The sequence below is a fragment of the Pseudomonas amygdali genome (assembly GCF_002699855.1).
GTDB classification, from domain to species: domain Bacteria; phylum Pseudomonadota; class Gammaproteobacteria; order Pseudomonadales; family Pseudomonadaceae; genus Aquipseudomonas; species Aquipseudomonas amygdali.
This window is the reverse complement of sequence record NZ_LKBW01000201.1, coordinates 16130-39191: the sequence shown is the minus strand read 5'-3', so window position 1 is coordinate 39191 and position 23062 is coordinate 16130. Positions and strand designations below refer to the sequence as shown.

At 58.0% G+C, this 23062-nt stretch carries 20 protein-coding genes; 12 read left to right on the top strand and 8 right to left on the bottom strand.

All coding sequences use genetic code 11. The annotated features are described in order from the left end of the window. Positions 1-65: 65 nt before the first annotated feature. The 8 genes from AO277_RS14055 to AO277_RS14020 form a co-directional block, all read right to left on the bottom strand. Positions 66-725, bottom strand: coding sequence for a DUF799 domain-containing protein (locus AO277_RS14055; RefSeq protein ID WP_002552265.1), 660 nt, complete (start codon positions 723-725; stop codon positions 66-68). Further along, the gene (locus AO277_RS14050) at positions 722-1093 is read right to left on the bottom strand and encodes a DUF4810 domain-containing protein (protein ID WP_004658309.1); all 372 of its coding nucleotides are present in this window, start codon (positions 1091-1093) and stop codon (positions 722-724) included. The genes AO277_RS14055 and AO277_RS14050 overlap by 4 nt, the downstream gene beginning before the upstream one ends. 27 nt (positions 1094-1120) lie before the next feature. Beyond that, complete coding sequence (locus AO277_RS14045; RefSeq protein ID WP_044318213.1) at positions 1121-1771, bottom strand: CsgG/HfaB family protein; 651 nt, start codon at positions 1769-1771, stop codon at positions 1121-1123. Positions 1772-2030: 259 nt separating this feature from the next. After that, on the bottom strand, positions 2031-2477 hold the full coding sequence (gene moaE / locus AO277_RS14040; protein ID WP_002552262.1) for a molybdopterin synthase catalytic subunit MoaE: 447 nt from the start codon (positions 2475-2477) through the stop codon (positions 2031-2033). A gap of 2 nt (positions 2478-2479) precedes the next feature. Continuing rightward, positions 2480-2725 (bottom strand): molybdopterin converting factor subunit 1, encoded by a 246-nt coding sequence (gene moaD / locus AO277_RS14035; RefSeq protein WP_002552261.1) that lies wholly within the window; start codon positions 2723-2725, stop codon positions 2480-2482. Further along, entirely contained in the window at positions 2722-3207 is a 486-nt protein-coding gene (moaC, locus tag AO277_RS14030) for a cyclic pyranopterin monophosphate synthase MoaC (RefSeq protein WP_044318214.1), read from the bottom strand. Before moaC ends, moaD begins: the two co-directional genes overlap by 4 nt. A 362-nt stretch (positions 3208-3569) precedes the next feature. Then, a complete protein-coding gene (locus AO277_RS14025) occupies positions 3570-4964 on the bottom strand; it encodes a PhoH family protein (protein ID WP_044318215.1) in 1395 nt (464 codons plus the stop codon). 294 nt (positions 4965-5258) lie between these two features. After that, positions 5259-6437, bottom strand: coding sequence for a polysaccharide deacetylase family protein (locus tag AO277_RS14020; protein ID WP_044318233.1), 1179 nt, complete (start codon positions 6435-6437; stop codon positions 5259-5261). Positions 6438-6640: 203 nt separating this feature from the next. On the opposite strand from AO277_RS14020, the gene yaaA reads away from it, so the two are divergent. The 12 genes from yaaA (at position 6641) to AO277_RS13960 (ending at position 23043) form a co-directional block, all read left to right on the top strand. Then, entirely contained in the window at positions 6641-7420 is a 780-nt protein-coding gene (yaaA, locus tag AO277_RS14015; protein ID WP_002552257.1) for a peroxide stress protein YaaA, read from the top strand. Positions 7421-8232: 812 nt separating this feature from the next. After that, positions 8233-9549 (top strand): nucleotide sugar dehydrogenase, encoded by a 1317-nt coding sequence (locus AO277_RS14010; protein ID WP_002552256.1) that lies wholly within the window; start codon positions 8233-8235, stop codon positions 9547-9549. A 100-nt stretch (positions 9550-9649) separates the two neighbouring features. Next, complete coding sequence (gene alg8, locus AO277_RS14005; RefSeq protein ID WP_044318216.1) at positions 9650-11131, top strand: mannuronan synthase; 1482 nt, start codon at positions 9650-9652, stop codon at positions 11129-11131. A gap of 40 nt (positions 11132-11171) precedes the next feature. Next, the gene (locus tag AO277_RS14000; RefSeq protein ID WP_044318217.1) at positions 11172-12344 is read left to right on the top strand and encodes an alginate biosynthesis protein Alg44; all 1173 of its coding nucleotides are present in this window, start codon (positions 11172-11174) and stop codon (positions 12342-12344) included. Positions 12345-12346: 2 nt separating this feature from the next. Beyond that, positions 12347-13759, top strand: coding sequence for an alginate biosynthesis TPR repeat lipoprotein AlgK (algK, locus tag AO277_RS13995; RefSeq protein ID WP_044318218.1), 1413 nt, complete (start codon positions 12347-12349; stop codon positions 13757-13759). Beyond that, entirely contained in the window at positions 13756-15237 is a 1482-nt protein-coding gene (locus AO277_RS13990; protein WP_044318219.1) for an alginate export family protein, read from the top strand. Before algK ends, AO277_RS13990 begins: the two co-directional genes overlap by 4 nt. Before the next feature lie 26 nt (positions 15238-15263). Then, positions 15264-16874 (top strand): mannuronan 5-epimerase AlgG, encoded by a 1611-nt coding sequence (gene algG, locus AO277_RS13985; protein WP_044318220.1) that lies wholly within the window; start codon positions 15264-15266, stop codon positions 16872-16874. A 14-nt stretch (positions 16875-16888) separates the two neighbouring features. Continuing rightward, a complete protein-coding gene (locus AO277_RS13980; RefSeq protein WP_044318221.1) occupies positions 16889-18328 on the top strand; it encodes an alginate O-acetyltransferase AlgX-related protein in 1440 nt (479 codons plus the stop codon). Positions 18329-18336: 8 nt separating this feature from the next. After that, entirely contained in the window at positions 18337-19473 is a 1137-nt protein-coding gene (locus AO277_RS13975; protein WP_044318222.1) for a mannuronate-specific alginate lyase, read from the top strand. Between the two features lie 191 nt (positions 19474-19664). Beyond that, positions 19665-21221 (top strand): MBOAT family O-acyltransferase, encoded by a 1557-nt coding sequence (locus AO277_RS13970; RefSeq protein WP_005732684.1) that lies wholly within the window; start codon positions 19665-19667, stop codon positions 21219-21221. 10 nt (positions 21222-21231) lie between these two features. After that, positions 21232-22362: an alginate O-acetyltransferase gene (locus tag AO277_RS13965; RefSeq protein WP_099259033.1), complete on the top strand. Its 1131-nt coding sequence runs from the start codon at positions 21232-21234 to the stop codon at positions 22360-22362. A gap of 12 nt (positions 22363-22374) precedes the next feature. Further along, positions 22375-23043 (top strand): alginate O-acetyltransferase AlgF, encoded by a 669-nt coding sequence (locus tag AO277_RS13960; protein WP_002552248.1) that lies wholly within the window; start codon positions 22375-22377, stop codon positions 23041-23043. Positions 23044-23062 lie beyond the last annotated feature (19 nt).

Here is a 23062-nt window from a genome sequence, read left to right as displayed (position 1 = left end):
AAAAAAGCGCAGCCTTTACGGGGCTGCGCTTTTTTTGTGCCTGCCGGAAATCAGCAGCGTGAGGGTCAGTCAGTACCGTATTTCGGCGAACGTGGACCGTAAAGCAGGCCCGCCGGCCGACCAGCAGTGAGCAGTCGGTTGCTGGCTATCCCGGCGATGGGATGACCGGCATCGGTCGAACTGTTGATGATCTGCTTGACCGCCGCGGTAATCAGCATACCCACCAGACCGCCACCGCTGTTGTTGCCGCCCTCTTCACTGGACGCCGACGCGGTACCCGTCCACAGCGCAGTACCGGTGCGCAGATCAACCAGCTTTGCCGTGACCGTCACGACGGTCTGGCTACTGATGACCACATAACTGGTGCCGTATTGCTTGACCGTGATGTACATCGCGGCATCGGCTCCGAAGATCTCACGCAGCTTGGCGGGCGATGTCGCCTGAATATCATTGGCGTTGGTCAGGCCGTTGTTGCGAAATGTCTCGTCAACCAGCGCCACAGGCAACACGTAGTAGCCCGACTCGGCCAGCGGGTAGGTCACCTGCGAGAAGGTGCTGTACGTCGCTTTGACGTCAGGCGATTCGTTGACCGGCGGCAGTACCAGAATCGAACGCGGTTTGCTTTCCTTGAAGGCCGAGTAGTCCACCGTTGGCGGGGTAACGCAACCCGACAGCAGGGCAACGGCAAACAGGCTTACAGCAACTTTCAGATAAGAGAGGTTCATTTGACGACTCCTGCGTGGGCGTTCTTGAGCAGGAAGTCCATATAAGTGGCCGACTCGGGAAACAGTGCCTTTTCCGTGCGCAACTCCTGAACCATCTGGTCATCCTTGCCAATACTGCCGTATAGCATGCCCAACTGAGCATGGTAGCCCGGTGGCGGCGTTGCGTTGGTAGAGCGGATTTTCTGCAGGTCTTCTTCGAGCTTGGCGACCTGGGCTTCCTTGGACTCGCCTTTGAAATACTCGTACACCTCAGGCTGGTAACTGCCCCACTGGTACAAGGTTTTCGGCTGTTGGACACAGCCCGTCAGGCACGCGCCAGCGACTAAAAGCATTGCGACACCGCGCAACGAAACATTAAAACGATTCATGAACACAACAAATTCCCTTTTGAAATATCAGTTGGCAGTCGGTTTCCAGGCACCGCTGTCGAGCGCACGCACCATGTTGTTGACGGCTTCGCGCATGGCCAGGTCGAGAACCTTGCCGTTGAGTGTCGAGTCATAACTGGCGGTGCCGCCAAAGCCGACGACTTCACGGTTGGAAAGCTCGAACTCGCCTGCGCCCTGGGTCGAGTACACCACTTCCGAAGTGCTGATATTGACGATGTTCAACGCGACTTTCGCGTAGGCAATCTGGGATTTGCCGCGGCCCAGCAGGCCGAACAGTTGCTGATCGCCGACTTCCTTGCGACCGAACTCGGTCACGTCGCCGGTCACCACGTAGTCAGCACCCTTCAGACGCTGGGCGGTAGATTTAATAGCGGCTTCCTGCTTGATCTCCTCCATGTTGTCGCGATCCAGCACATTGAACCGGTTGGCTTGCTGCATGTGGGTGATCAGGATGGTCTTGGCTTGACCACCAAGACGATCGACGCCATCGGAAAAGATCCCGCGCATATAGCTGGAGCGGTTATCGAACTTGCCGACCACAACCGGATAGCGCACACCGGCATAGGCAACTCCAGCACTTTCAACCTTTGTCACAGGCAGCGCCCGCGAGCTTTCCGTTGCACAACCAGCAACCAGCAATAAAGCCGCTGTCGTCATCCCTGAAACCAAAACCTGCTGAAGTTTCTTCACATTCTGCTCCGAGCGTTTACGAAAAACTGCCCGCAACGTGGCTCGCAAAACGCGATCACGTTCGGACAGTTATTGAATAGTATTGGGCAAAGCCAACAGGCCGCCTTTTCGCGGCTGCGCATGATAGCCCGAAGCCATCTTTCTTTACCAAGAAAGATGCAAATAGACGATATAAAAAGCGGAAGGTCAGACTTTCAGGGAAAAAGATGGGCGCAACGACCAACGACTACCAGCGCCGGGCTGCTGCCTGATCGCTATCGCGGCCTTCAACCCACTGCGGTCCCTCGGAAGTCTTTTCCTTCTTCCAGAACGGCGCGCGGGTCTTGAGGTAGTCCATGACGAAATCGCAGGCTTCGAACGCTGCCTGCCGGTGAGCGCTGGCAACGCCCACGAATACTATCGGCTCGCCGGGCTCCAGCGCTCCCACCCGATGCAGCACATCGACACGCAGCAACGGCCAGCGCTGTTCGGCCTCGGTAACGATTTTTGCCAGTGCCTTTTCGGTCATGCCCGGATAATGCTCCAGAAACATGCCTGACACCTCGCGACCCTCGTTGAAGTCCCGCACATAGCCGACAAAACTGACCACCGCGCCGATGCCGAGGTTGGCCGCATGCAACGCGTTGACTTCATTGCCGGGGTCGAACGCCGCAGCCTGAACGCGAATGGTCATGTTCAGCCTCCGGTCACGGGCGGAAAGAATGCGACTTCATCACCATCAGACAGCGGCTCGGTCGGCTTGCACAGTTCCTGGTTGCGGGCACACATCAGGTTCTGCTCGGCAAGGACCTGCCAGGCCTCGCCACGCTGCAACAGCGCTTGGCGCAGCGTGTCCAGCGTGGCGAACTCGCCTTCGACAGACTCGCTGTCCAAGCCCAGGACTTCACGGTAGCGGGCAAAATACTGAACCTGGATCTTCATGGTGATACCTGTGTCTGATCGGCAATGAAGTGACCGCTCTTGCCGCCGAGCTTTTCCAGCAGCCGAACCGACTCGATGACCATGCCGCGATCGACCGCCTTGCACACATCGTAAATTGTCAGCGCCGCAATGCTGGCAGCGGTCAGGGCTTCCATTTCCACACCGGTCTGCCCGGCCAGCTTGCAGCTCGCGGTAATACGCACCGCATCATCGCCGTCAGCGGCGAGGTGAACCTTGATGCTGGTGAGCATCAATGGATGGCAGAGCGGGATAAGATCACTGGTTTTCTTTGCCGCCTGAATGCCGGCAATGCGTGCGACAGCAAATACATCCCCTTTGGGATGACCGCCGCTGACAATCATTTGCAGCGTGGTGGGCAGCATACGCACCACTGCTTCGGCCACCGCCTCACGGGACGTCACGGCTTTATCCGTAACGTCGACCATATTGGCGCGCCCTTGGGAATCGAGATGAGTGAGCACAACGTTACTCCTTGGCAGAAGCAAGAAGTGTGGCAGCTGCAAGCTGCAAGCTACAAGCTACAAGCTGAAAGTGCCCGGCGTTATACACAGGTTTTAAAGCGTACGAAAATCCTGGCTTCTGCCCGGAGGGCGTAGGAGCGAACAAGTTCGCGAAGAGGGCTGTACATGCACAAATGATTTATCGCCCACAATATAGCTTTCGCGAACAAGTTCGCTCCTACGCCTTTCGGCCAGAAGCGAACTTGTGTGTGACGATAAGCTTGGCGCATGGGCGCGATAATCAAAAGCTGCAAGTGAGGGCTCTCGTACACCGAAGTCCCCCACTTGAAGCTAATAGCTTGAAGCTTACAGCTGCTTTTCAGCTAAAGATGACTCTCCGCGTATTCGGCCAGTATCGAGCGTGGCACGCCTTGCAAGGTGATATGCACGCCGTTAGGGAAGTCCTTGAAGCGCTCCGTCAGGTAGGTCAGCCCGGAACTGGTGGCTGACAGGTAAGGGGTGTCGATCTGCGCCAGGTTGCCCAGGCAGACCACTTTGGAACCGGCGCCGACACGGGTGATGATGGTTTTCATCTGGTGCGGGGTCAGGTTCTGGCATTCATCGATCAGAATCAGGCTTTGCTGGAAGCTGCGACCTCGAATGTAGTTGAGGGATTTGAACTGCAACGGCACCTTGCTGAGGATGTAGTCGACACTGCCATGAGTGTTTTCATCATCCATGTGCAGGGCTTCAAGGTTGTCGGTGATCGCGCCAAGCCAAGGCTCCATCTTTTCCGCCTCGGTGCCGGGCAGGAAGCCAATCTCCTGATCCAGGCCCTGAACGCTACGGGTAGCGATGATGCGCCGATAACGCTTGGTGACCATGGTCTGCTCGATGGCAGCCGCCAACGCCAGAATGGTTTTACCCGAACCAGCGGCACCGGACAGGTTGACCAGGTGAATATCCGGGTCGAGCAGTGCGAACAACGCCAGCCCCTGATAGATATCACGCGGTTTCAGGCCCCAGGCCTCCTGATGCAGCAGTGGCTCCTGATGCATATCCAGAATCAGCAGTTCGTCTTTCTTGACGCCCTTGATCCAGCCTACGAAGCCCTGTTCATCGACAATAAACTCGTTGATATGAACCGCAGGCAGCATTTCATTGAGCTGCACGCGGTGCCAGGTACGGCCACGCTCCTGACGGGTGTCGACCCTGTTGACACGGTCCCAGAACGAACCGGTCATGTCGTGGTAGCCACGCGACAACAGCGAAACGTCGTCGACCAGCTGGTCGGTGCTGTAATCTTCGGCCGCAATGCCGCAGGCGCGCGCCTTGAGGCGCATGTTAATGTCTTTGGTCACCAGCACCACGCTCAAGTCCTTGTTGCGCGCATGCAGGTCGATCAATTGGTTGATAATGATGTTGTCGTTGAGGTGCTCGGGCAGCAGGCTGTTGGGTTCCTCGCGCTTGCTCATCAAAATCGACAGAAAACCTTTGAAAACACCGGTCCCGCGGTCAATCGGCACGCCCTTTTCAACTTCTTCAGGGTTAGCCTCGCCGAGGGTCTTGTCGATCAGGCGGATGGCCTGGCGACACTCGGCAGCAACCGAATGTTTACCGGCCTTGAGTTTGTCCAGTTCCTCCAGAACCGTCATGGGGATGGCGACGTGGTGTTCTTCGAAATTCAGCAGTGCGTTTGGATCATGGATCAATACGTTGGTATCGAGCACGTAAAGGATTGGCTGGTTAGTGGAAGGGGTGCGTCCGTGGTCATCCATACTCGCTCACCTTTTTAGAAGCCGGGCGACGCAGAACCACGACAGTACTGCGCCACGAAAAGGCCGCCGGATTCTTCCCTTCAGGCAGGGGAGAAATTTCGCTCAAGGTGGGTCTTGGAAGACGCCACCTGTGTTGCAGGTTTCGGCGGTCTGTATTCGTAATACAGCAAAAGGGATGACAGAAAAAAGCTCTTTGACAGTTTTTTGAAGTTTATTTCACAGCCTGACGAATAGAGCTTGGCGGACGTACACAGCACGTTTAAAGTCGGAAGTCCGCCCACGCCGAATCTGCCTTCATTCCCCCTCGGGCGCAGCCTCTTCACTGCTCTGCGGCCCTTGTTCTACGGGGCTTTCAGAGATATTCCGGCAATCGTCCCAGATCAAATCGCTTTGCGCGGTGTTGGCCAGCAGCAATGGCAGTGCAGACTGCGCCTTGTTGGCCACGTCGTGGAAGACCACCGTGCCCTTGCGCCAGAGCAGCATGAGGGTTAGTACGCGGTCGCCAACCTGCTCTGCCGAAAGCCGCCCGGTATTGTCCTCGGCATCGATGTTCCACAATGACACGCGTAAATGCTCGGCGCGGAAGAAGTCGCCGCTGTCGGCCCGCCGATGGCCGTAAGGCGGGCGAAACAGCGGCACGAAATTATCCGGCAGCACACGCTGAACCAGTGCCGCACTGCGTTGCACTGAACCCTGCCAGTCCAGCCACTGGCTATGCGAACGATACTCCCACCCTTGAATGCCCACGCACTGCTGGCGATACAGCGCCTGCAAGCTTGTGGTCGATGTGTTGTCGAGGCGTTCCTGGAGGCTTTTGCCCAGCACAAAGAAGGTGGCGGTCATCTTCTGCTGACGCATGAAGTCGGCCAACCAGTCGGTTCCGCCATCGACCGGGCTCGGGCCGCTTTCGAAATTGAGCATGAAGGTGCGGTCCGGCATCTCGTCGCCACTCATCTCATCAGAGTTGTAGCGCTCGATCTCGCTGCTGGTCTGCGGGAACAAGGCAGCCATGAATAGCAGCTCGTTCAAATAACGCTGATGGAACACGGCGCCGGGTCTGGCCCAGTTGGCGTAGAACGAGTCGTTCGACACCTGAAACTCTTCAGCGCGCTGACGTAACTGGTCCATGTCCTCGACCAGCACGCAGAAGTTGGCATCCTGCTCGCAGCTCTTTTGAGCATTCTGATAGTTTTCCAGCAAGCGCAGCCACAGACGATGGCGGACCACGTTCAACGAAGGCACGTTGACGAAGCGCAGGCCGAGGCGCTGCTTGAGCCCTTCCTCGTCCAGCTTCTCGCTGAGGTACAGTTCGTGGGCAAAGGCGAGGATTTCCGCGCGCGACGCGACGTCGAACAACCCCGGCGTTTCAAGGCGCTCGGGCCACACAATGCGGTCTATGGTGGCAGTGACCGGCACTGCCGCCTGCGCCTGGAGCCAGAACAGACCTGCACACACTGCTAAAACAATACGCAAACCCGATGCCCTCTCGATCAACCATTAACATCATGACCAGCGCGCCACTATAGCTGATATGAGCCTGGCTTCTTATGTCGGAGCGCATACAAAGCCGCATGGCATGCTGACTTGGCACACACGGCCTGACTCTATCGCCACCATAGCTGGAGTCGTGGGCCATCAGCCCCTAGAATCCCCGGACGATCAAAGGAGACGACTTCATGCTGATGGTGATTTCCCCGGCAAAAACCCTCGATTTCGAGACCCCGCCCACTACCGGACGCTTCACTCAGCCGCAGTATCTGGATCACTCTCAGGAGTTGATCACCCAACTGCGTGAACTGACGCCAGCGCAGATCAGCGAACTGATGCACCTGTCCGACAAGCTTGCCGGGCTGAACGCGGCACGCTTCGGAAGCTGGAACCCGGCCTTCACGCTCGACAATGCCAAGCAGGCGCTGCTGGCCTTCAAGGGCGATGTGTATACCGGCCTGCAAGCCGAAACACTAAGCGACGCGCAGCTCGACTATGCACAGGATCACCTGCGCATGCTGTCCGGCCTTTATGGGCTGCTGCGCCCGCTGGACCTGATGCAGCCCTATCGCCTGGAAATGGGGACGCGACTGGCAAACGCTCGCGGCAAGGATCTCTACGCGTTCTGGGGCACGCAGATCAGCGAATGGTTGAATGAAGCGCTGGCAGCCCAGGGCGACGACCTGCTGCTCAATCTTGCGTCTACCGAGTACTTTTCTGCGGTCAAACGTTCAGCGCTCAAAGCCCGGATCATTGACACCGAGTTCAAGGACTTCAAGAACGGTCAGTACAAGATCATCAGCTTCTATGCCAAGAAAGCGCGCGGCATGATGAGCCGTTTCGTCATTGAGGAACGTATCAACAGCCCCGAAGCGTTACAGGCGTTCGATGTTCAGGGCTATCGTTATAACCGTGAGCAATCGACGCGCGACAAGTTGGTGTTTTTGCGCAACGTCGTAGAAGACTAGACACTGTAACCGTCGTGTAACGCATCGCTGTTACACGACCTGTCCTACGATCCAACAGCAAATGCCAACATCGTGACGCCAGATAAACGTCAACTTTTCGACGACGCAATCTCGCCTGATTTTTTCATCAAAAAAAATCCACTTTTTTACGTAGTGGCTTTTTGACTTTTTGCAGTAGTAGCACTTTCATATCTACCCCGCTGAAATCCCCGCGCAATAAGGCTTTTAAGAAAAACGCCATCACCGCGATACTGCCCCTGTCACAAACTGGATACAGCAAAATCCGCAAATCAGGACGAGTGGCCCGGAACTAAATGCGAATTCCTACGCTCCTACATCCCGTAACAATTCTGGGCTGACGTGTAAGAGATCACTTACAGGTCGACTGGAAAAATGGGAAGTTACCGACAGGGAAGCCAGGTTCATGTAACGCTGGCGTCAGGTACCAGAACTAAACTCACATCACTAGTTGATGTTGTAGACAGGCGAAGCGCCCAACAGGTGTGATGCGCAGGATTCGACAAGGTCAGCCAAGGCTCTAGTCAGAGGCTTTCCGAACGAGGTCCGCCGTCAATCGTCAAACAGGAGTGGTTTACTGCATCCAAGGAGAGCAGGGCCCTGCCCACCGGACAGGTCACTTGCCGCTTGTACTTAGTGTCATTTGAGTTCGCCTCACCTATTTGGGCACTCACTCATTAAATATGCCTGCGTTAGTTCCACGGCGTTGTTAGCCGTAAAGGATGGCGCGTGACATCTGCTGGCCAAAATTAATATCCAGCCAATTTATGGCGTGAAAAATCGAGGAGAATACGATGCGTATCAGCATATTTGGTTTGGGTTATGTCGGTGCAGTCTGTGCCGGTTGCCTGTCTGCCCGCGGTCACGATGTAGTTGGTGTGGATATTTCCAGCACCAAGATCGATCTGATCAACAACGGCAAATCACCTATCGTTGAACCGGGTCTGGAAGAGCTGCTGCAGAAAGGTATCAGTACCGGAAAACTGCGCGGCACTACCGACTTCGCCGAAGCCATTCGCGCCACTGACCTGTCGATGATCTGTGTCGGTACGCCGAGCAAGAAGAACGGCGATCTGGAACTCGATTACATCGAGTCGGTATGCCGCGAAATCGGCTATGTCCTGCGTGACAAAGCCACCCGCCACACGATCGTTGTTCGCAGTACTGTGTTGCCAGGCACGGTTGCCAACGTGGTCATCCCGATTCTGGAAGACTGCTCCGGCAAAAAGGCCGGTGTTGATTTCGGTGTCGCCGTAAACCCTGAGTTCCTGCGTGAAAGTACCGCAATCAAGGACTACGATCTGCCGCCAATGACCGTGATCGGCGAGTTCGATAAAGCCTCGGGCGACGTACTGCAATCGCTGTACGAAGAACTCGACGCACCGATCATCCGTAAGGACATCGCCGTTGCCGAAATGATCAAGTACACCTGCAACGTGTGGCACGCCACCAAGGTTACTTTCGCCAACGAAATCGGCAATATTGCCAAGGCCGTCGGCGTCGATGGTCGTGAAGTGATGGACGTGGTCTGCCAGGACAAGGCGCTGAACCTGTCCCAGTACTACATGCGCCCAGGCTTCGCATTCGGCGGCTCCTGCCTGCCAAAAGACGTTCGCGCCCTGACCTACCGCGCCAGCAGCCTGGATGTCGAAGCGCCGTTGCTCAACTCGCTGATGCGCAGCAACACCTCGCAAGTGCAGAACGCTTTCGACATGGTTGCCAGCTACGACACCCGCAAGGTTGCACTGTTGGGCCTGAGCTTCAAGGCAGGTACTGACGACCTGCGCGAAAGCCCGCTGGTAGAACTGGCCGAAATGCTGATCGGTAAGGGCTTCGACCTGAGCATCTTCGACAGCAACGTCGAATATGCACGCGTTCACGGTGCCAACAAGGACTACATCGAATCCAAGATTCCGCACGTATCGTCGCTGCTGAATTCGGACTTCGATCAGGTCATCAACGACTCTGACGTGATCATCCTTGGCAACCGCGATGAGCGTTTCCGCGCCCTCGCCAACAAGACTCCCGAAGGCAAGCGCGTCATCGATCTGGTGGGTTTCATGACCAACGCCACCAGCGAAGACGGTCGCGCCGAAGGTATCTGCTGGTAAATCAGCCGCAAGCCACAAGCGCCAGGCTCCAGGCCACAGGCTCAAGCAATGTGCTTGCAGCCTGGGGCTTGAGGCTCGCAACTGACTTAGGGATACGATTATGCAGAGGCTCAAGCACGGCCTGTTACAGGCCGCAGGTTGGCTGTTCTATTTAAGTTTACTCATGGGCCTTGCCGCGGCATTGCCTACCAGTATCTTCGACTCACAGTCGAAGAACTTTATATTCCTGATTGGCGCCGTTGGTATCTGGCGCTACTCGATGGGAATCACGCACTTCGTACGCGGGATGATTTTCCTGTACATCGTCTACCCGCACTTGCGCCGCAAGGTTCGCAAGCTGGGCAGTGCAGCAGACCCGTCCCATGTGTTTCTGATGGTCACCAGTTTCCGCATCGACGCGCTGACCACCGCACAGGTCTACAACTCGGTTATCCGCGAAGCCATCGACTGCGGCCTGCCGACGACTATCGTCTGCTCGCTGGTGGAAATGTCCGATGAGCTGCTGGTCAAGAGCATGTGGGCGAAGTTCAACCCGCCGGAGCGCGTCAAGCTGGACTTCGTACGCATTCCGGGCACAGGCAAGCGCGATGGTCTGGCCTATGGCTTCCGCGCCATCTCGCGTCACTTGCCTGACAGCCGTGCCGTGGTTGCAGTGATCGACGGCGACACCGTGCTCAACGAAGGTGTGGTCGCCAAGACCGTGCCGTGGTTCCAGCTGTTCGACAATGTCGGCGGCCTGACCACCAACGAGTTCTGCGAAGTACGTGGCGGCTACATCATGAGCGAGTGGCACAAGCTGCGTTTCGCTCAGCGTCACATCAACATGTGCTCGATGGCCCTGTCCAAACGCGTATTGACCATGACCGGTCGCATGTCGGTGTTCCGCGCAACCGTGGTAACCGACCCCGAGTTCATTGCCGACGTGGAAAGCGACTCGCTCAATCACTGGCGTCTGGGCACCTTCCGCTTCCTGACCGGCGACGACAAGTCCAGCTGGTTCAGCCTGATGCGCCTGGGGTACGACACGTTCTACGTGCCGGACGCAGCGATCAACACCGTGGAACACCCGCCCGAAAAGAGCTTCCTGAAGGCCAGCCGCAAGCTGATGTATCGCTGGTACGGCAACAACCTTCGTCAGAACTCGCGTGCACTGGGTCTGGGCGTACGTCGCCTGGAGATTTTCACCAGCATCGTACTGTTCGACCAGCGGGTGTCGATGTGGACCTCCATCCTCGGTCTGACCGTCGCCCTGATCGCCAGCTTCAAGTATGGCGGCGCGTTCCTGTTGATGTATCTGCTGTGGATCGGCATGACCCGTCTGATCCTCACCCTGCTGCTGTCCCTTTCGGGACACAGAATCGGGCCTGCCTACCCGATCATTCTCTATTACAACCAGATCGTCGGCGCGCTGATGAAGATCTATGTCTTCTTCCGGCTGGACCGCCAGTCCTGGACACGCCAGGACACCAAACTGAGCCGCGACATGGCCAGCTTTCAAGGCTGGTTCAACACGTGGTCGTCCCGAACCATGACTTTCTCGGCTGGCACCATCTTCGTCGCTGTGCTGTTGACGATGGTTTGACCGGGCCAACGGATTAATCGCTTAAGTAGGAAAATTAGCCATGAATACAGCCGTGAATGCGAACGTCGTACATGAATCCGAAGCCCAGCGCCAACACGCGCGGATCAAGATCCCTGCCAAGCTGCGCCTGCTGAATGATCAGCCCAACGCGCCACTGGTACGTATCGAAGACCTGTCAGCCGGTGGCCTGAGCTTCGTTGCTCCGTCCGGGCAGAAATTCAGCGAAGGGCAGATCGTCAAGGGACGTCTGCAATTCATCATCGACAACCTTGGCCTGGCCATGGACGTCGATCTGCAGGTGCGCTCGATCGACAACGCCAGCAACCGCATCGGTTGCCAGTTCCAGAATCTGGAACCTCAGGACATCGCTACCCTGCGCCACCTGATCACCTCGCACCTGTCCGGCGAAGTCGTCACCCTGGGCGAAGTGCTGGCCACGCTGCAGCGCGACAACTTCACCAAGGCACGCAAGGTCAAGGGCAAGGACAGCGGCATGAGCGCCATGGGTCGCCTGCGCGCCGTGACCTTCAGCCTGGGCGTGTTCATTGTCGGTCTGGCCGCTTTCGGCTTCATCTTCAAGACAATCTACGGCCTGTACTTCGTCAGCCATGCATCGGCCGGTCTGGTCACCATTCCAAGCATGGACGTGACCATGCCACGTGAAGGTACCGTACAAAGCCTGGTCGCCCAGAATGGCGAAGCCGCCAAAGGTGCGCCACTGGCAACCTTCAACACCAGCATGCTGGAAATGCTCAAAGGCAGCCTGACCGGTGAAGACCTGCAGCCCGCCAAGATCGAAGAGCTGTATGGCAAGCAGATGAGCGGCACAATGACTAGCCCGTGCGATTGCGTCGTGGCTCGCCAACTGGTTGCCGACGGTCAGTTCGCGTCCAAGGGTCAGGTGATCTTCCAACTGGTGCCACGCAACGCGCCGGTCACTGTTGAAGCTCGCTTCACCTATCGCCAGTTCAACGACGTCAAGCCAGGCACACGTGTCAGCTTCCAGATCGCTGGCGAAGACAAACTGCGCACTGGTCAGATCGTCAGCAGCACCAACCTCAGCGACGCCGACCTGTCCACTGACATCCGCGTGCAGATCAAGCCTGACGAAAGCCTGAGCAGCTCGCTTGCCGGTCGCCCTGTCGAAGTGGCCAGCGATCGCGGCCCGTCCGTGAACTGGCTGATCGATAAAGCAATGGCTGCGGGTCTGTAACCATGAACAGCCCACTACGACGCCTGTCGACCCCCACGCTACTGAGCCTCGCCGTCGCGCTCGGCCTGAGCGGCTGTGCCGGCCTGCCTGATCAACGCCTTGCCAATGAAGCCCTGAAAAACGGCGACACTGCATTGGCGGAGCAGAACTATCGGCAGCTGGCGGACCTGGGCTACAGCGACGCGCAAGTCGGCCTTGCTGATATTCAGGTCGCGACTCGCGACCCGGCTCAGCTCAAGCAGGCCGAGGCTACCTACCGCGCTGCCGCGCAGACCTCCCCTCGGGCGCAGTCGCGCCTGGGCCGTCTGCTGGCGGCCAAGCCCGACGCTACCGAAGCCGAACATCGCGAAGCCGAAGGCCTGCTGAAAAAGGCCTTCGCCAATGGCGAATCCGGCACCCTGATCCCGCTGGCGATGCTGTATCTGCAATACCCGCACACCTTCCCTGAAGTGAATGCGCAACAGAAGATCAGTGAGTGGCGCGCTGCCGGTTATCCGGAGGCAGGTCTGGCTCAGGTGCTGCTGTATCGCACGCAAGGCACTTATGCTCAACACCTCGATGAGGTCGAGAGCATCTGCAAACAGGCACTGTCAGCCACGGATATCTGCTACGTCGAGCTGGCTACTGTCTACCAGACACGCGGCCAGGCCGAGCAGCGCACGGCCTTGATCGAAAAGCTCAAGAGCGACTACGCCGCTGGCCGCGTCAATGCTCAACGAGTGGACAGCGTCGCGCGCGTACTGGGTGACTCCACCATCGGTACGCCAGACGAAAAGACCGCTCAGCAATTGCTGGAAAGCGTTGCGCCTGGCTACCCGGTCTCGTGGGTCACGCTGGCCAAACTGCTTTACGACTTCCCCGAACTGGGCGACGTCAACAAGATGATGGAATACCTGAACAACGGCCGCGCGGCGGACCAGCCTCGCGCCGAGCTGCTGCTTGGACGCCTGTACTACGAAGGCAAATGGGTCACGCCCGATGCCTTCAAGGCCGAGGAGCACCTGAAGAAAGCCACAGCAACGGAGATTTCCGCCCATTACTACCTGGGTCAGATCTACCGCCGTGGCTACCTCGGTCAGGTGTACTCGCAAAAAGCCGTGGACGAGTTGCTGACCGCAGCCCGTGGTGGCCAGAACAGCGCAGATTTCGCCCTCGCGCAACTGTTCTCGCAGGGCAAGGGCACGATGCCCGACCCGGTCAACGCCTGGGTGTTCGCGCAACTGGCGCTGGCCAGTCAGACCCCGCAAGCGACCGAGCTTGTCGAGGCCCTCAATACACAACTGCCGCCTGAAAAGCTCGCCACCGCCAAAGACCTGTTGGCACGCGAGCAAAAAGTCCGGGGCGCTACCGCTACTCAGAACGCGATGGCGATGCAGGCCCTGCAAGAAGAAAAAGACGGTGAGGAAGCATTATGAAGTTGAATCCCCTGATGGCTGCTGGCATGGGCCTTGGCTTCACCCTGTTGTGGGCCTGCCCGACGCTGGCAGCGCTGACCGAAGAACAGAATTTCGGTATCGAAGTGAAAGCCACGGCACAGGCCGAGGATGATCGCGATCTGGGCACCCGTTCGGGCGGCGACGTAAACGGTGTGGGCCTGGACCTGCGCCCTTGGGTCTATGGTGAGCGCGGCAACTGGAGCGGTTATGCCATGGGCCAGGTGGTCACCGCCACCGACACCATTCAGACCGACCCGCTGGAGCAGAGCAACAGCGACGGCAGCGGCACGCAAACCTCCCGTGGCACTGCCAGCGAACGCGAAGTCGACAAGTCCTATGCTGCGCTGCGTGAATTCTGGATCGGCTACAGTGGCTTCACGCCCTACCCCGGCGAAATCCTCAAAGTGGGTCGTCAGCGTCTGCGCAACGACGATGGTCAGTGGCATGACACCAATATCGAGGCCATCAACTGGAACTTCGATACCACCTTGCTGCGTGCCGAACTGGGTGCCGCCCAGCGCTTCAGCGAATACCGCACCGACCTGACCGAACTGGCACCCGACGACGAAGAACGCAAGCACCTGTTCGGTTCCGCCAGCTACCAGTGGACCCCCGGCCATTGGGCAGGCGTGCGCGCTCATTACAGCCATGACGACGGCAAGCTCAAGTCTCAGGGCGAGCAACTGGATGATCTGGACAAGACGTCCAACGGCAATCTGACCTGGCTGGGTCTGCAAGCCGACAGCGATGCCTACAACTATCGCAACACCACCCCGCTCAATTACTGGGGCAGCCTGACCTGGCTGAACGGTACACGCGACGAAATCGGCGTGACTTCCGCAGGCAACGATCAGTTCATCGCCGGCGAGAAAAACGACCGCGACATGAATGGCTGGGCCACTGACCTGGGTCTGCGTCTGCGTCTTGACCCGCAATGGCAAGTCGGTGCGGCTTACTCGCGCGCCAGCAAGGATTACGTCCAGAACGGTCTGGAGAGCAACCGCTCGAACTGGACCGGCACGCGTTCGCGCATCCATCGTTTCGGCGAAGCGTTCCAGGGCGAAATGGCCAACGTGGAAAGCGGCTCGCTGTTCGCCTCCTGGCAGATGAACGAGGAATACGATGCGTCGCTGATCTACCACAAGTTCCGTCGAGTGGACGGCAACACCGGTATTGGCGGCTCGGGTATCAATGCAGTGCGTGAAAACGGCAACAGCAACACGTTCAGTTCGCTGCCGCTGGAAGACGGGCGCAAGGACCTGGGTCAGGAAATGGACCTGGTCGTGACCAAGTACTTCAAACAAGGCCTGCTGCCCGCCTCGCACAGCCAGTCGTTCGACGAACCTTCGGCACTGGTGCGCTTGCGCGCAGGTGTCTTCAAGCCCGGCGATGCGTATCACAACGGCGTGGATGAATACATGCACCGCGCTGTTGTCGACGTCATCTGGCGCTTTTGATGCGAACCGCCAAAGGAGTGCCAGAGATGAACAGTCATACAAGCAATGGGCGTAGCCGAAGCTGGCCGCATGCCCTGCTCGAAAGCGCACTGCTGACCAGCGCTCTGCTGATGGCCAGCGGTGTGGCGCTGGCTAACGCCCCTGTCGTAACCGATGCACAGAAGGCGGTGGTCAAGGAGTTGCACCAGGCCAAGACCTACACCATCACCAGCCCGCCGACCGAGCCCTTGGAAATGTCCAAGCCGGTGTTGCCAGACCTCAAGGGCTATACCGCAGAAGCCGCCTTGAAAAAGATCGTGCGCAACAAGCCAGGTAAGGTGACTGTATCGCGGATGATGGAAGAAACCGGCCTGAAGGAATTCATCGGCGGCGATAACAAGATGGCCGAATGGGTCAACCGTCAGCGCGGCATCCCGCAGGCCATCATGATTTCCGACGGCTACGTGAGCCTGCAGGACCTGGCCAAAAAGGTCCCCAAGCAGTTTCTCAATGAAGTGTTGCCGGGTGTCTATGTGGCGCGCCTGCCGATTCTGATCAAGGAGACCGGGATCTTCGAGATCGACAGCAAGACCAAGGAATTGCGTCTGTCTCAGGAAAAAGGTTCGTTCATCGTCAGCGAAGGCAAGATGCTGATCACCCACACTCAGGTCAACGCCTGGAGTGAAACCCGCAACAGCCTGGCGACCTATCGCAAGCCTGACGAGTTTCGTCCGTTTCTGTTGACCTGGGGTGGCTCGGAAACCTGGATCGCCAATACCAAAATGGCGAGCATGGGCTACGACCAGAGCAAGTCCTATGGCATCAGTATTTCCCAGTACACACCCAACACCGCGAAGATTCTCAAGCGTGCCGAACCGACAGGCTGGATCATCGATTCAGAGTTCTCGGACATGTGGTACGGCTTCTACTGCTATGAAACCCGCGATTTCGTGGTCAAAGGCAACACCTACCGCGACAACATCATTTACGGCATTGACCCGCACGACCGTTCGCACGGTCTGATCATCGCCGAAAACGACGTTTACGGGACCAAGAAGAAGCACGGGATCATCATTTCCCGGGAAGTCGACAACAGCTTCATCTTCCGCAACAAGAGCCACAACAACAAATTGTCCGGCGTGGTTCTGGACCGTAACAGCGTCGGCAACATCGTCGCCTACAACGAGATTTACCAGAACCACACTGACGGCATCACCCTGTACGAAAGCGGCAACAACCTGCTGTGGGGCAATCGCGTGATCGCCAACCGCCGCCACGGTATCCGCGTGCGTAACAGCGTGAATATCAAGCTGTACGAGAACGTCGCCATGGGCAACGGCCTGATGGGCGTTTACGGCCACATCAAGGACTTGAGCGACACCGACCGCGACATTGAGCTCGATCCGTTCGACGCTCAGGTCTCGCTGATCATGGTTGGCGGCGAACTGTCCAGCAATGGTTCCGGCCCGCTGTCCATTGACTCGCCACTGAGTGTCGAGCTGTATCGCGTCTCGATGCTGATGCCTACCAAAGAAGTCGGCATCAGCCTCAACGGCGTCCTCGGTGAGCGCCAGGACGAAATCCTCGACCTGCTGGTACGCCAGAAGAAAGCCGTATTGATCGACCCCGTCGAAAGCCAGACCGAGCTGCGGGAATGAGGAAGGGTATTGTTATGCACGCACATCTGATCAAGCTGTTGAGCCTGTCCAGCCTCACCGCCGCCTTGATGGCCGCCGCTGGTGTCGCTCGGGCAGACGACTCGCAAGCGCCGACGTTCAAGGCCGAGCCTTGCTGCTCTCTGTGCCCGGCCGCGCATGACGCGAAAAACTACACCACGCGTTATCAGCAGAACTTCACCACACTGGTCCAGGCTCAGGGCGACTGGCTGTTCCGGACTCAGGAAGACCTGCGCACCGAATTCGACACCACGCCTGCCGGCTACCGCCGCATGAAACAACTGCACGATGCGTTCAAAAGCAAAGGCGTCGAACTGGTCGTGGTGTATCAGCCGACCCGTGGTCTGGTAGATCGCAACAAGCTGTTTCCAGCTGAGCGCGACAAGTTCGACTACGACAAGGCGCTGAAAAACTATCAGGCCATGCTCGGCCGCTTCAGCAAGATGGGTTACTGGGTCCCGGACCTGTCGCCGTTGACCAACGAGCAGCAGGCGCATGACTTCTACTTCCGCGGTGACCAGCACTGGACGCCTTACGGCGCACAACGCACGGCGAAAATCGTCGCCGAAACCGTGAAGAAGGTTCCGGGTTACAGCGACATCCCCAAGCGTGAGTTCGAAAGCCATATTTCCGGACGCATGGGCAAAACGGGCACTTTGCACAATATGGCGGGTCAATTGTGCGGCACCAGCTACGCGATCCAGTACATGGATCAGTTCACCACCGAACCCAAGGGTGAGGCGGGCGACGGTGACCTGTTCGGCGATTCCGGCAACCCGGAGATCACGCTGGTCGGCACCAGTCACAGCGGCAAGAACTACAACTTCGCTGGCTTCCTGCAGGAATACATGGGTGCCGACGTGTTGAACGTAGCGTTCCCTGGTGGTGGTCTGGAAGGTTCGATGCTGCAGTACCTGGGCAGTGAAGACTTCCAGAAGCGTCCGCCGAAGATTCTCATCTGGGAATTCTCGCCGCTGTATCGCCTGGATCAGGAGACCATCTATCGCCAGATGATGGCGCTGCTGGACAACGGCTGTGAAGGCAAGCCTGCCGTCATGAGCGCCAGCACCACGCTTAAGCCGGGTACCAACGAATTGCTGGTCAATGGCAAGAATGGCATCAAGGATATCCGCAACGGCAGCAATCAGATCGATATCAAGTTTGACGATACTTCGGTGAAAGTCCTTCAAGCCAGGCTCTGGTACATGAACGGGCGTCACGAAGATCTGAAAATCGAAAAACCGGAAACGTCCGATACTGACGGACGCTTCGCGTTCGAACTGCGCGAAGACGAGGACTGGGCTAACCAGCAATTGCTGGCGCTGGAGATCCAGGGACCGGAAGCAGGCACGGCACCGCAGAAAGTCGAAGCCAAAGTATGCAAACGCAACGTGTTCCCGAGCGCTGCGACACACACCGCTCAAGCCGGACTATGAGGTGACTTATGCAGACTCCTAAACTGATACGCCCTACCCTGCTGTCGATGGCAATTCTGTCATCGATGGCCTGGGCTACGGGTGCGTCCGCCGCACTGGTTCCACCCAAGGGCTATGACGCCCCGATCGAAAAAATGAAGACGGGCGATCACAATTTCAGCTGTGAAGCCATTCCAAAGCCGTACACCGACAAGCTGGTTTTCCGCAGCAAGTACGAAGGTTCGGACAAGGCACGTGCGACCCTCAACGCCGTGTCGGAAGAAGCCTTTCGCGATGCGACCAAGGACATCAACGACCTTGAGCGCGGCGTCAGCAAAGTCGTGATGCAGTACATGCGCGACGGTCGTCCGGAACAGCTCGACTGCGCGCTGAACATGATGACTACCTGGGCCAAGGCCGATGCGCTGGAATCTCGCGAGTTCAACCACACCGGCAAGTCCATGCGCAAATGGGCACTGGGCAGCATGTCCTCCGCCTACCTGCGTCTGAAGTTCTCCGAGTCGCATCCGCTGGCCAATCGTCAGCAGGACGCGAAGATCATCGAAGCATGGTTCAGCAAGCTGGCCGACCAGGTGGTCAGCGACTGGAGCAACCTGCCGCTGGAAAAAATCAACAACCACTCGTACTGGGCCGCCTGGTCAGTGATGGCAACCGCCGTCGCCACCAATCGACAGGACCTCTTCGACTGGGCTGTGAAGGAATACAAGGTCGCCGCCAATCAGGTGGACAAGGACGGTTTCCTGCCTAACGAGATGAAGCGTCGTCAACGCGCGCTTTCGTATCACAATTTCGCACTGCTGCCCCTCGCGATGATCGCCAGTTTCGCCCAGGCCAACGGTGTCGATCTGCGTCCGGAAAACAATGGTGCCTTGAAGCGTCTGGGTGACCGTGTGCTGGCCGGCGTCAAGGACCCTTCGATTTTCGCTGAACACAACGGCGAGAAACAGGACATGACTGACCTGAAGAAAGATCCGAAATTCGCCTGGCTCGAACCGTACTGCTCGCTCTACACCTGCAGCCCGGATGTGCTGGAAGAGAAACACGAAAAGCAGCCGTTCAAGACTTTGCGCCTGGGCGGTGACCTGACCAAGGTTTACGACCTGACGCACGAGAAAGGCGACAAGGGCGATAACGACGGCTCCTGATTCACTGTTGTTATTTGTAGGAGCGGACTTGTCCGCGAAGCCCCACGCCCAAGCGATGCATCCATGAGACCGGACCTCGCCTGAGCTGCTTCACCGACAAGCCGTAACGCGACGTGTTTTACCCCCCAATTTCAACGGGGGGTTTGGGGGGGCTTTGAGCCCTTGAATGTTGAACAAACGGAGAGATAAGGATGGTTTTCTCATCCAACGTGTTCCTGTTCCTGTTCATGCCGATCTTCCTCGGCTTGTACTACCTGAGCGGGCAACGCTATCGCAATCTGCTGTTGCTGATTGCCAGCTATATCTTCTACGCCTGGTGGCGTGTGGACTTTCTGGCGTTGTTCGTCGGCGTGACCGTCTGGAACTACTGGATCGGTCTAAAGGTAGGCGCAGCAGGTGTGCGGACCAAACCGGCACAGCGCTGGCTGCTGCTCGGCGTAATCGTGGACCTGTGTATTCTGGGCTACTTCAAATACGCCAACTTCGGTGTGGACAGCATCAACGCAGCCATGACCTCGATGGGTCTTGAACCGTTCATCCTGACCCACGTGCTGTTGCCGATCGGTATCTCGTTCTATGTCTTCGAGTCCATCAGCTACATCATCGACGTTTACCGCGGCGACACCCCGGCCACGCGCAACCTGATCGACTTCGCTGCATTCGTCGCGATCTTCCCGCACTTGATCGCCGGCCCCGTGCTGCGTTTCCGCGACCTGGCCGACCAGTTCAACAACCGCACTCACACGCTGGACAAGTTCTCTGAAGGTGCCACGCGCTTCATGCAGGGCTTCATCAAGAAAGTGTTCATCGCCGACACCCTGGCCGTGGTCGCCGACCACTGCTTCGCTCTGCAGAACCCGACCACCGGCGATGCCTGGCTGGGCGCACTGGCCTACACCGCGCAGTTGTACTTCGACTTCTCCGGTTACAGCGACATGGCCATTGGTCTGGGTCTGATGATGGGTTTCCGCTTCATGGAAAACTTCAAGCAGCCCTACATCAGCCAGTCGATCACCGAGTTCTGGCGTCGCTGGCACATCAGCCTGTCCACCTGGCTGCGTGACTACCTGTACATCACCCTGGGCGGCAACCGTGGCGGCAAGTTCGCGACTTATCGCAACCTGTTCCTGACCATGCTGCTGGGCGGTTTGTGGCACGGTGCCAACGTCACCTACATCATCTGGGGTGCCTGGCACGGCATGTGGCTGGCCATCGAGAAAGCGGTCGGCATCAACACCAAGCCTTACAGCTTCAACCCGATTCGCTGGGCACTGACCTTCTTGCTGGTGGTCATAGGCTGGGTCATCTTCCGCGCCGAAAACCTGCATGTCGCCGGTCGTATGTACAGCGCCATGTTCAGCTTCGGCGAGTGGCAGCTTTCGGAACTCAACCGCGCCAGTCTGACCGGTCTGCAAGTTGCGACACTGGTGGTGGCTTATCTGACGCTGGCGTTCTTCGGTCTGCGCGACTTCTACCAGAACCGCGAAAAAGACACCGGCAAGAGCGCCAAGGCTGACGGTCCTGCGACCGCACAACCGGGCACCATCAAGGCCGTTCCCGGCGATGCTCCCGGCAGTCTGCACCTGCCAGGCTACACCGTGGGCAGCGAAGCCCAGGTGCAGCCCGCGTACTGGGTTGCCGACTGGCCACGTTACGCCATGCGTGCACTGATCCTGCTGCTGTTCGTGGCCTCGATTCTCAAACTCTCGGCGCAAAGCTTCTCGCCGTTCCTTTACTTCCAGTTCTGAGGAGCCTGACATGACCCGTTCATTACGAATCCTCTATATCGCCATCTTCCTGGCCATTCTGCTGGTCCTGGGCGTCTGGTCGCTGCGCAGTTTCAGCACGTTCTCGACCTCGGCCGAGACCACCGTGCTCAACGGCAAGTGGACCAAGGCGGCGGAAACTCATTACGACGATGAGTTCCCGATCAAGCGTCTGGGCACCAACCTGTGGGCAGCGCTGGACTTCAAACTGTTCAACGAAGGTCGTCCGGGTGTTGTGCTTGGCAAGGACCAGTGGTTGTACACCGACGAAGAGTTCGACGCGGTTGCCAACGGCGAGCAGAACGAAGCCGACAACCTGGCGATCATTCAGGGTGTGCGTGACGCGCTGGAAAAACAGGGCACCAAACTGGTCCTGGCGATTGTTCCGGCAAAAACCCGTCTGTACCCGGAGCACATCGGTGACAGCAAGCCTGCCAGCCTGCACACCGACCTGTATCAGCAGTTCCACGCTCAGGTCGCCAAGGCCGGGATCTTTGCCCCGGACCTGCTGGCACCGCTGCAAGCTGCCAAGCAACAGGGCCAGGTTTTCCTGCGCACCGACACCCACTGGACGCCAATGGGTGCCGAAGTCGCCGCGCAGCAACTGAGCGCCGCGATTGCCCAGAAAACACCACTGGAAGGCGAACCTGAGCAGTTCNCATTCCTGCCGCTCGATCCGCTGTTCAGCAACATGCTGCCCAAGCCGGACGAGTTGCAGAAACGCAGTACCGATCCGGTAGCAGGCGAAGCGGCAGGCGGTGACGCACTGTTCGCAGACAGCGACATCCCGGTGGGTCTGGTGGGTACCAGCTACAGCGCCAACCCTAACTGGAACTTCGTCGGGGCCTTGAAAGAAGCGCTGCGCAGCGATGTCGTCAACTACGCCGAAGACGGCCATGGCCCGATTCTGCCGATGCTCAAGTACCTGCAGACCGATGCTTTCAAGAACACCCCGCCGCAAGTGGTGATCTGGGAATTCCCGGAGCGCTACCTGCCGGCACACAACGATCTTGGCGAGTTCGATCCGAAGTGGATCGCCGAGCTGAAGAAATCGCGTGACACCCAAGAAAACGTGGCGCTCAACGCCAAACAATCCGAGTCGCCCAACCGGGCGCAAAACTGAGAGGACTGACTCATGACTTTTAACACTACTGCCAACCGTTCGGCCGCAAAACGCATTTTCAAAACCTGCGCAATGGCCGCAGGTCTGGGCCTGATGTCCCTGCAAGCTTTCGCCGGTGACTCCGCCCTGTACGGCCCGACCGCACCAAAAGGCTCGACCTTCGTGCGTGTCTACAACGCCAGCAACGCCGAAATCAGCGCCACCGTTGGCAACACCAACCTCAACGAAGTCGCGCCACTGGGCAGCACTGCGTTCAGCTTCATGCCACAGGGCGACTACACCGCCAAGCTGGGCAGCCAGAGCCTGCCGGTGAAACTGGCGGGTGATCACTACTACACCATCGTCAACAACGCCAGCGGCAAACCGCAGCTGGTTGAAGAGCCGCCGTTCAAGAACAAGCAGAAATCCCTGGTTCGCGTTCAGAACCTCAGCGACAAGTCCCTGACTCTGAAAACCGCCGACGGCAAGACCGAAGTGGTCAACGCTGTAGCGGCCAAAGGCACCGGCGAGCGTGAGATAAACCCGGTCAAAGTCAGCCTGGCGCTGTACGACGGCGACAAGAAAGTCACCGATGTGAAACCAGTGGCACTGGAGCGTGGCGAAGCCGCTGTGCTCTACATCACCGGCAGTGGCAGCAGCCTCTCGCCAGTGTGGGTCAAGCCACCGGTCGCAACCCGCTAAACGGATTATGCAGGTCGGT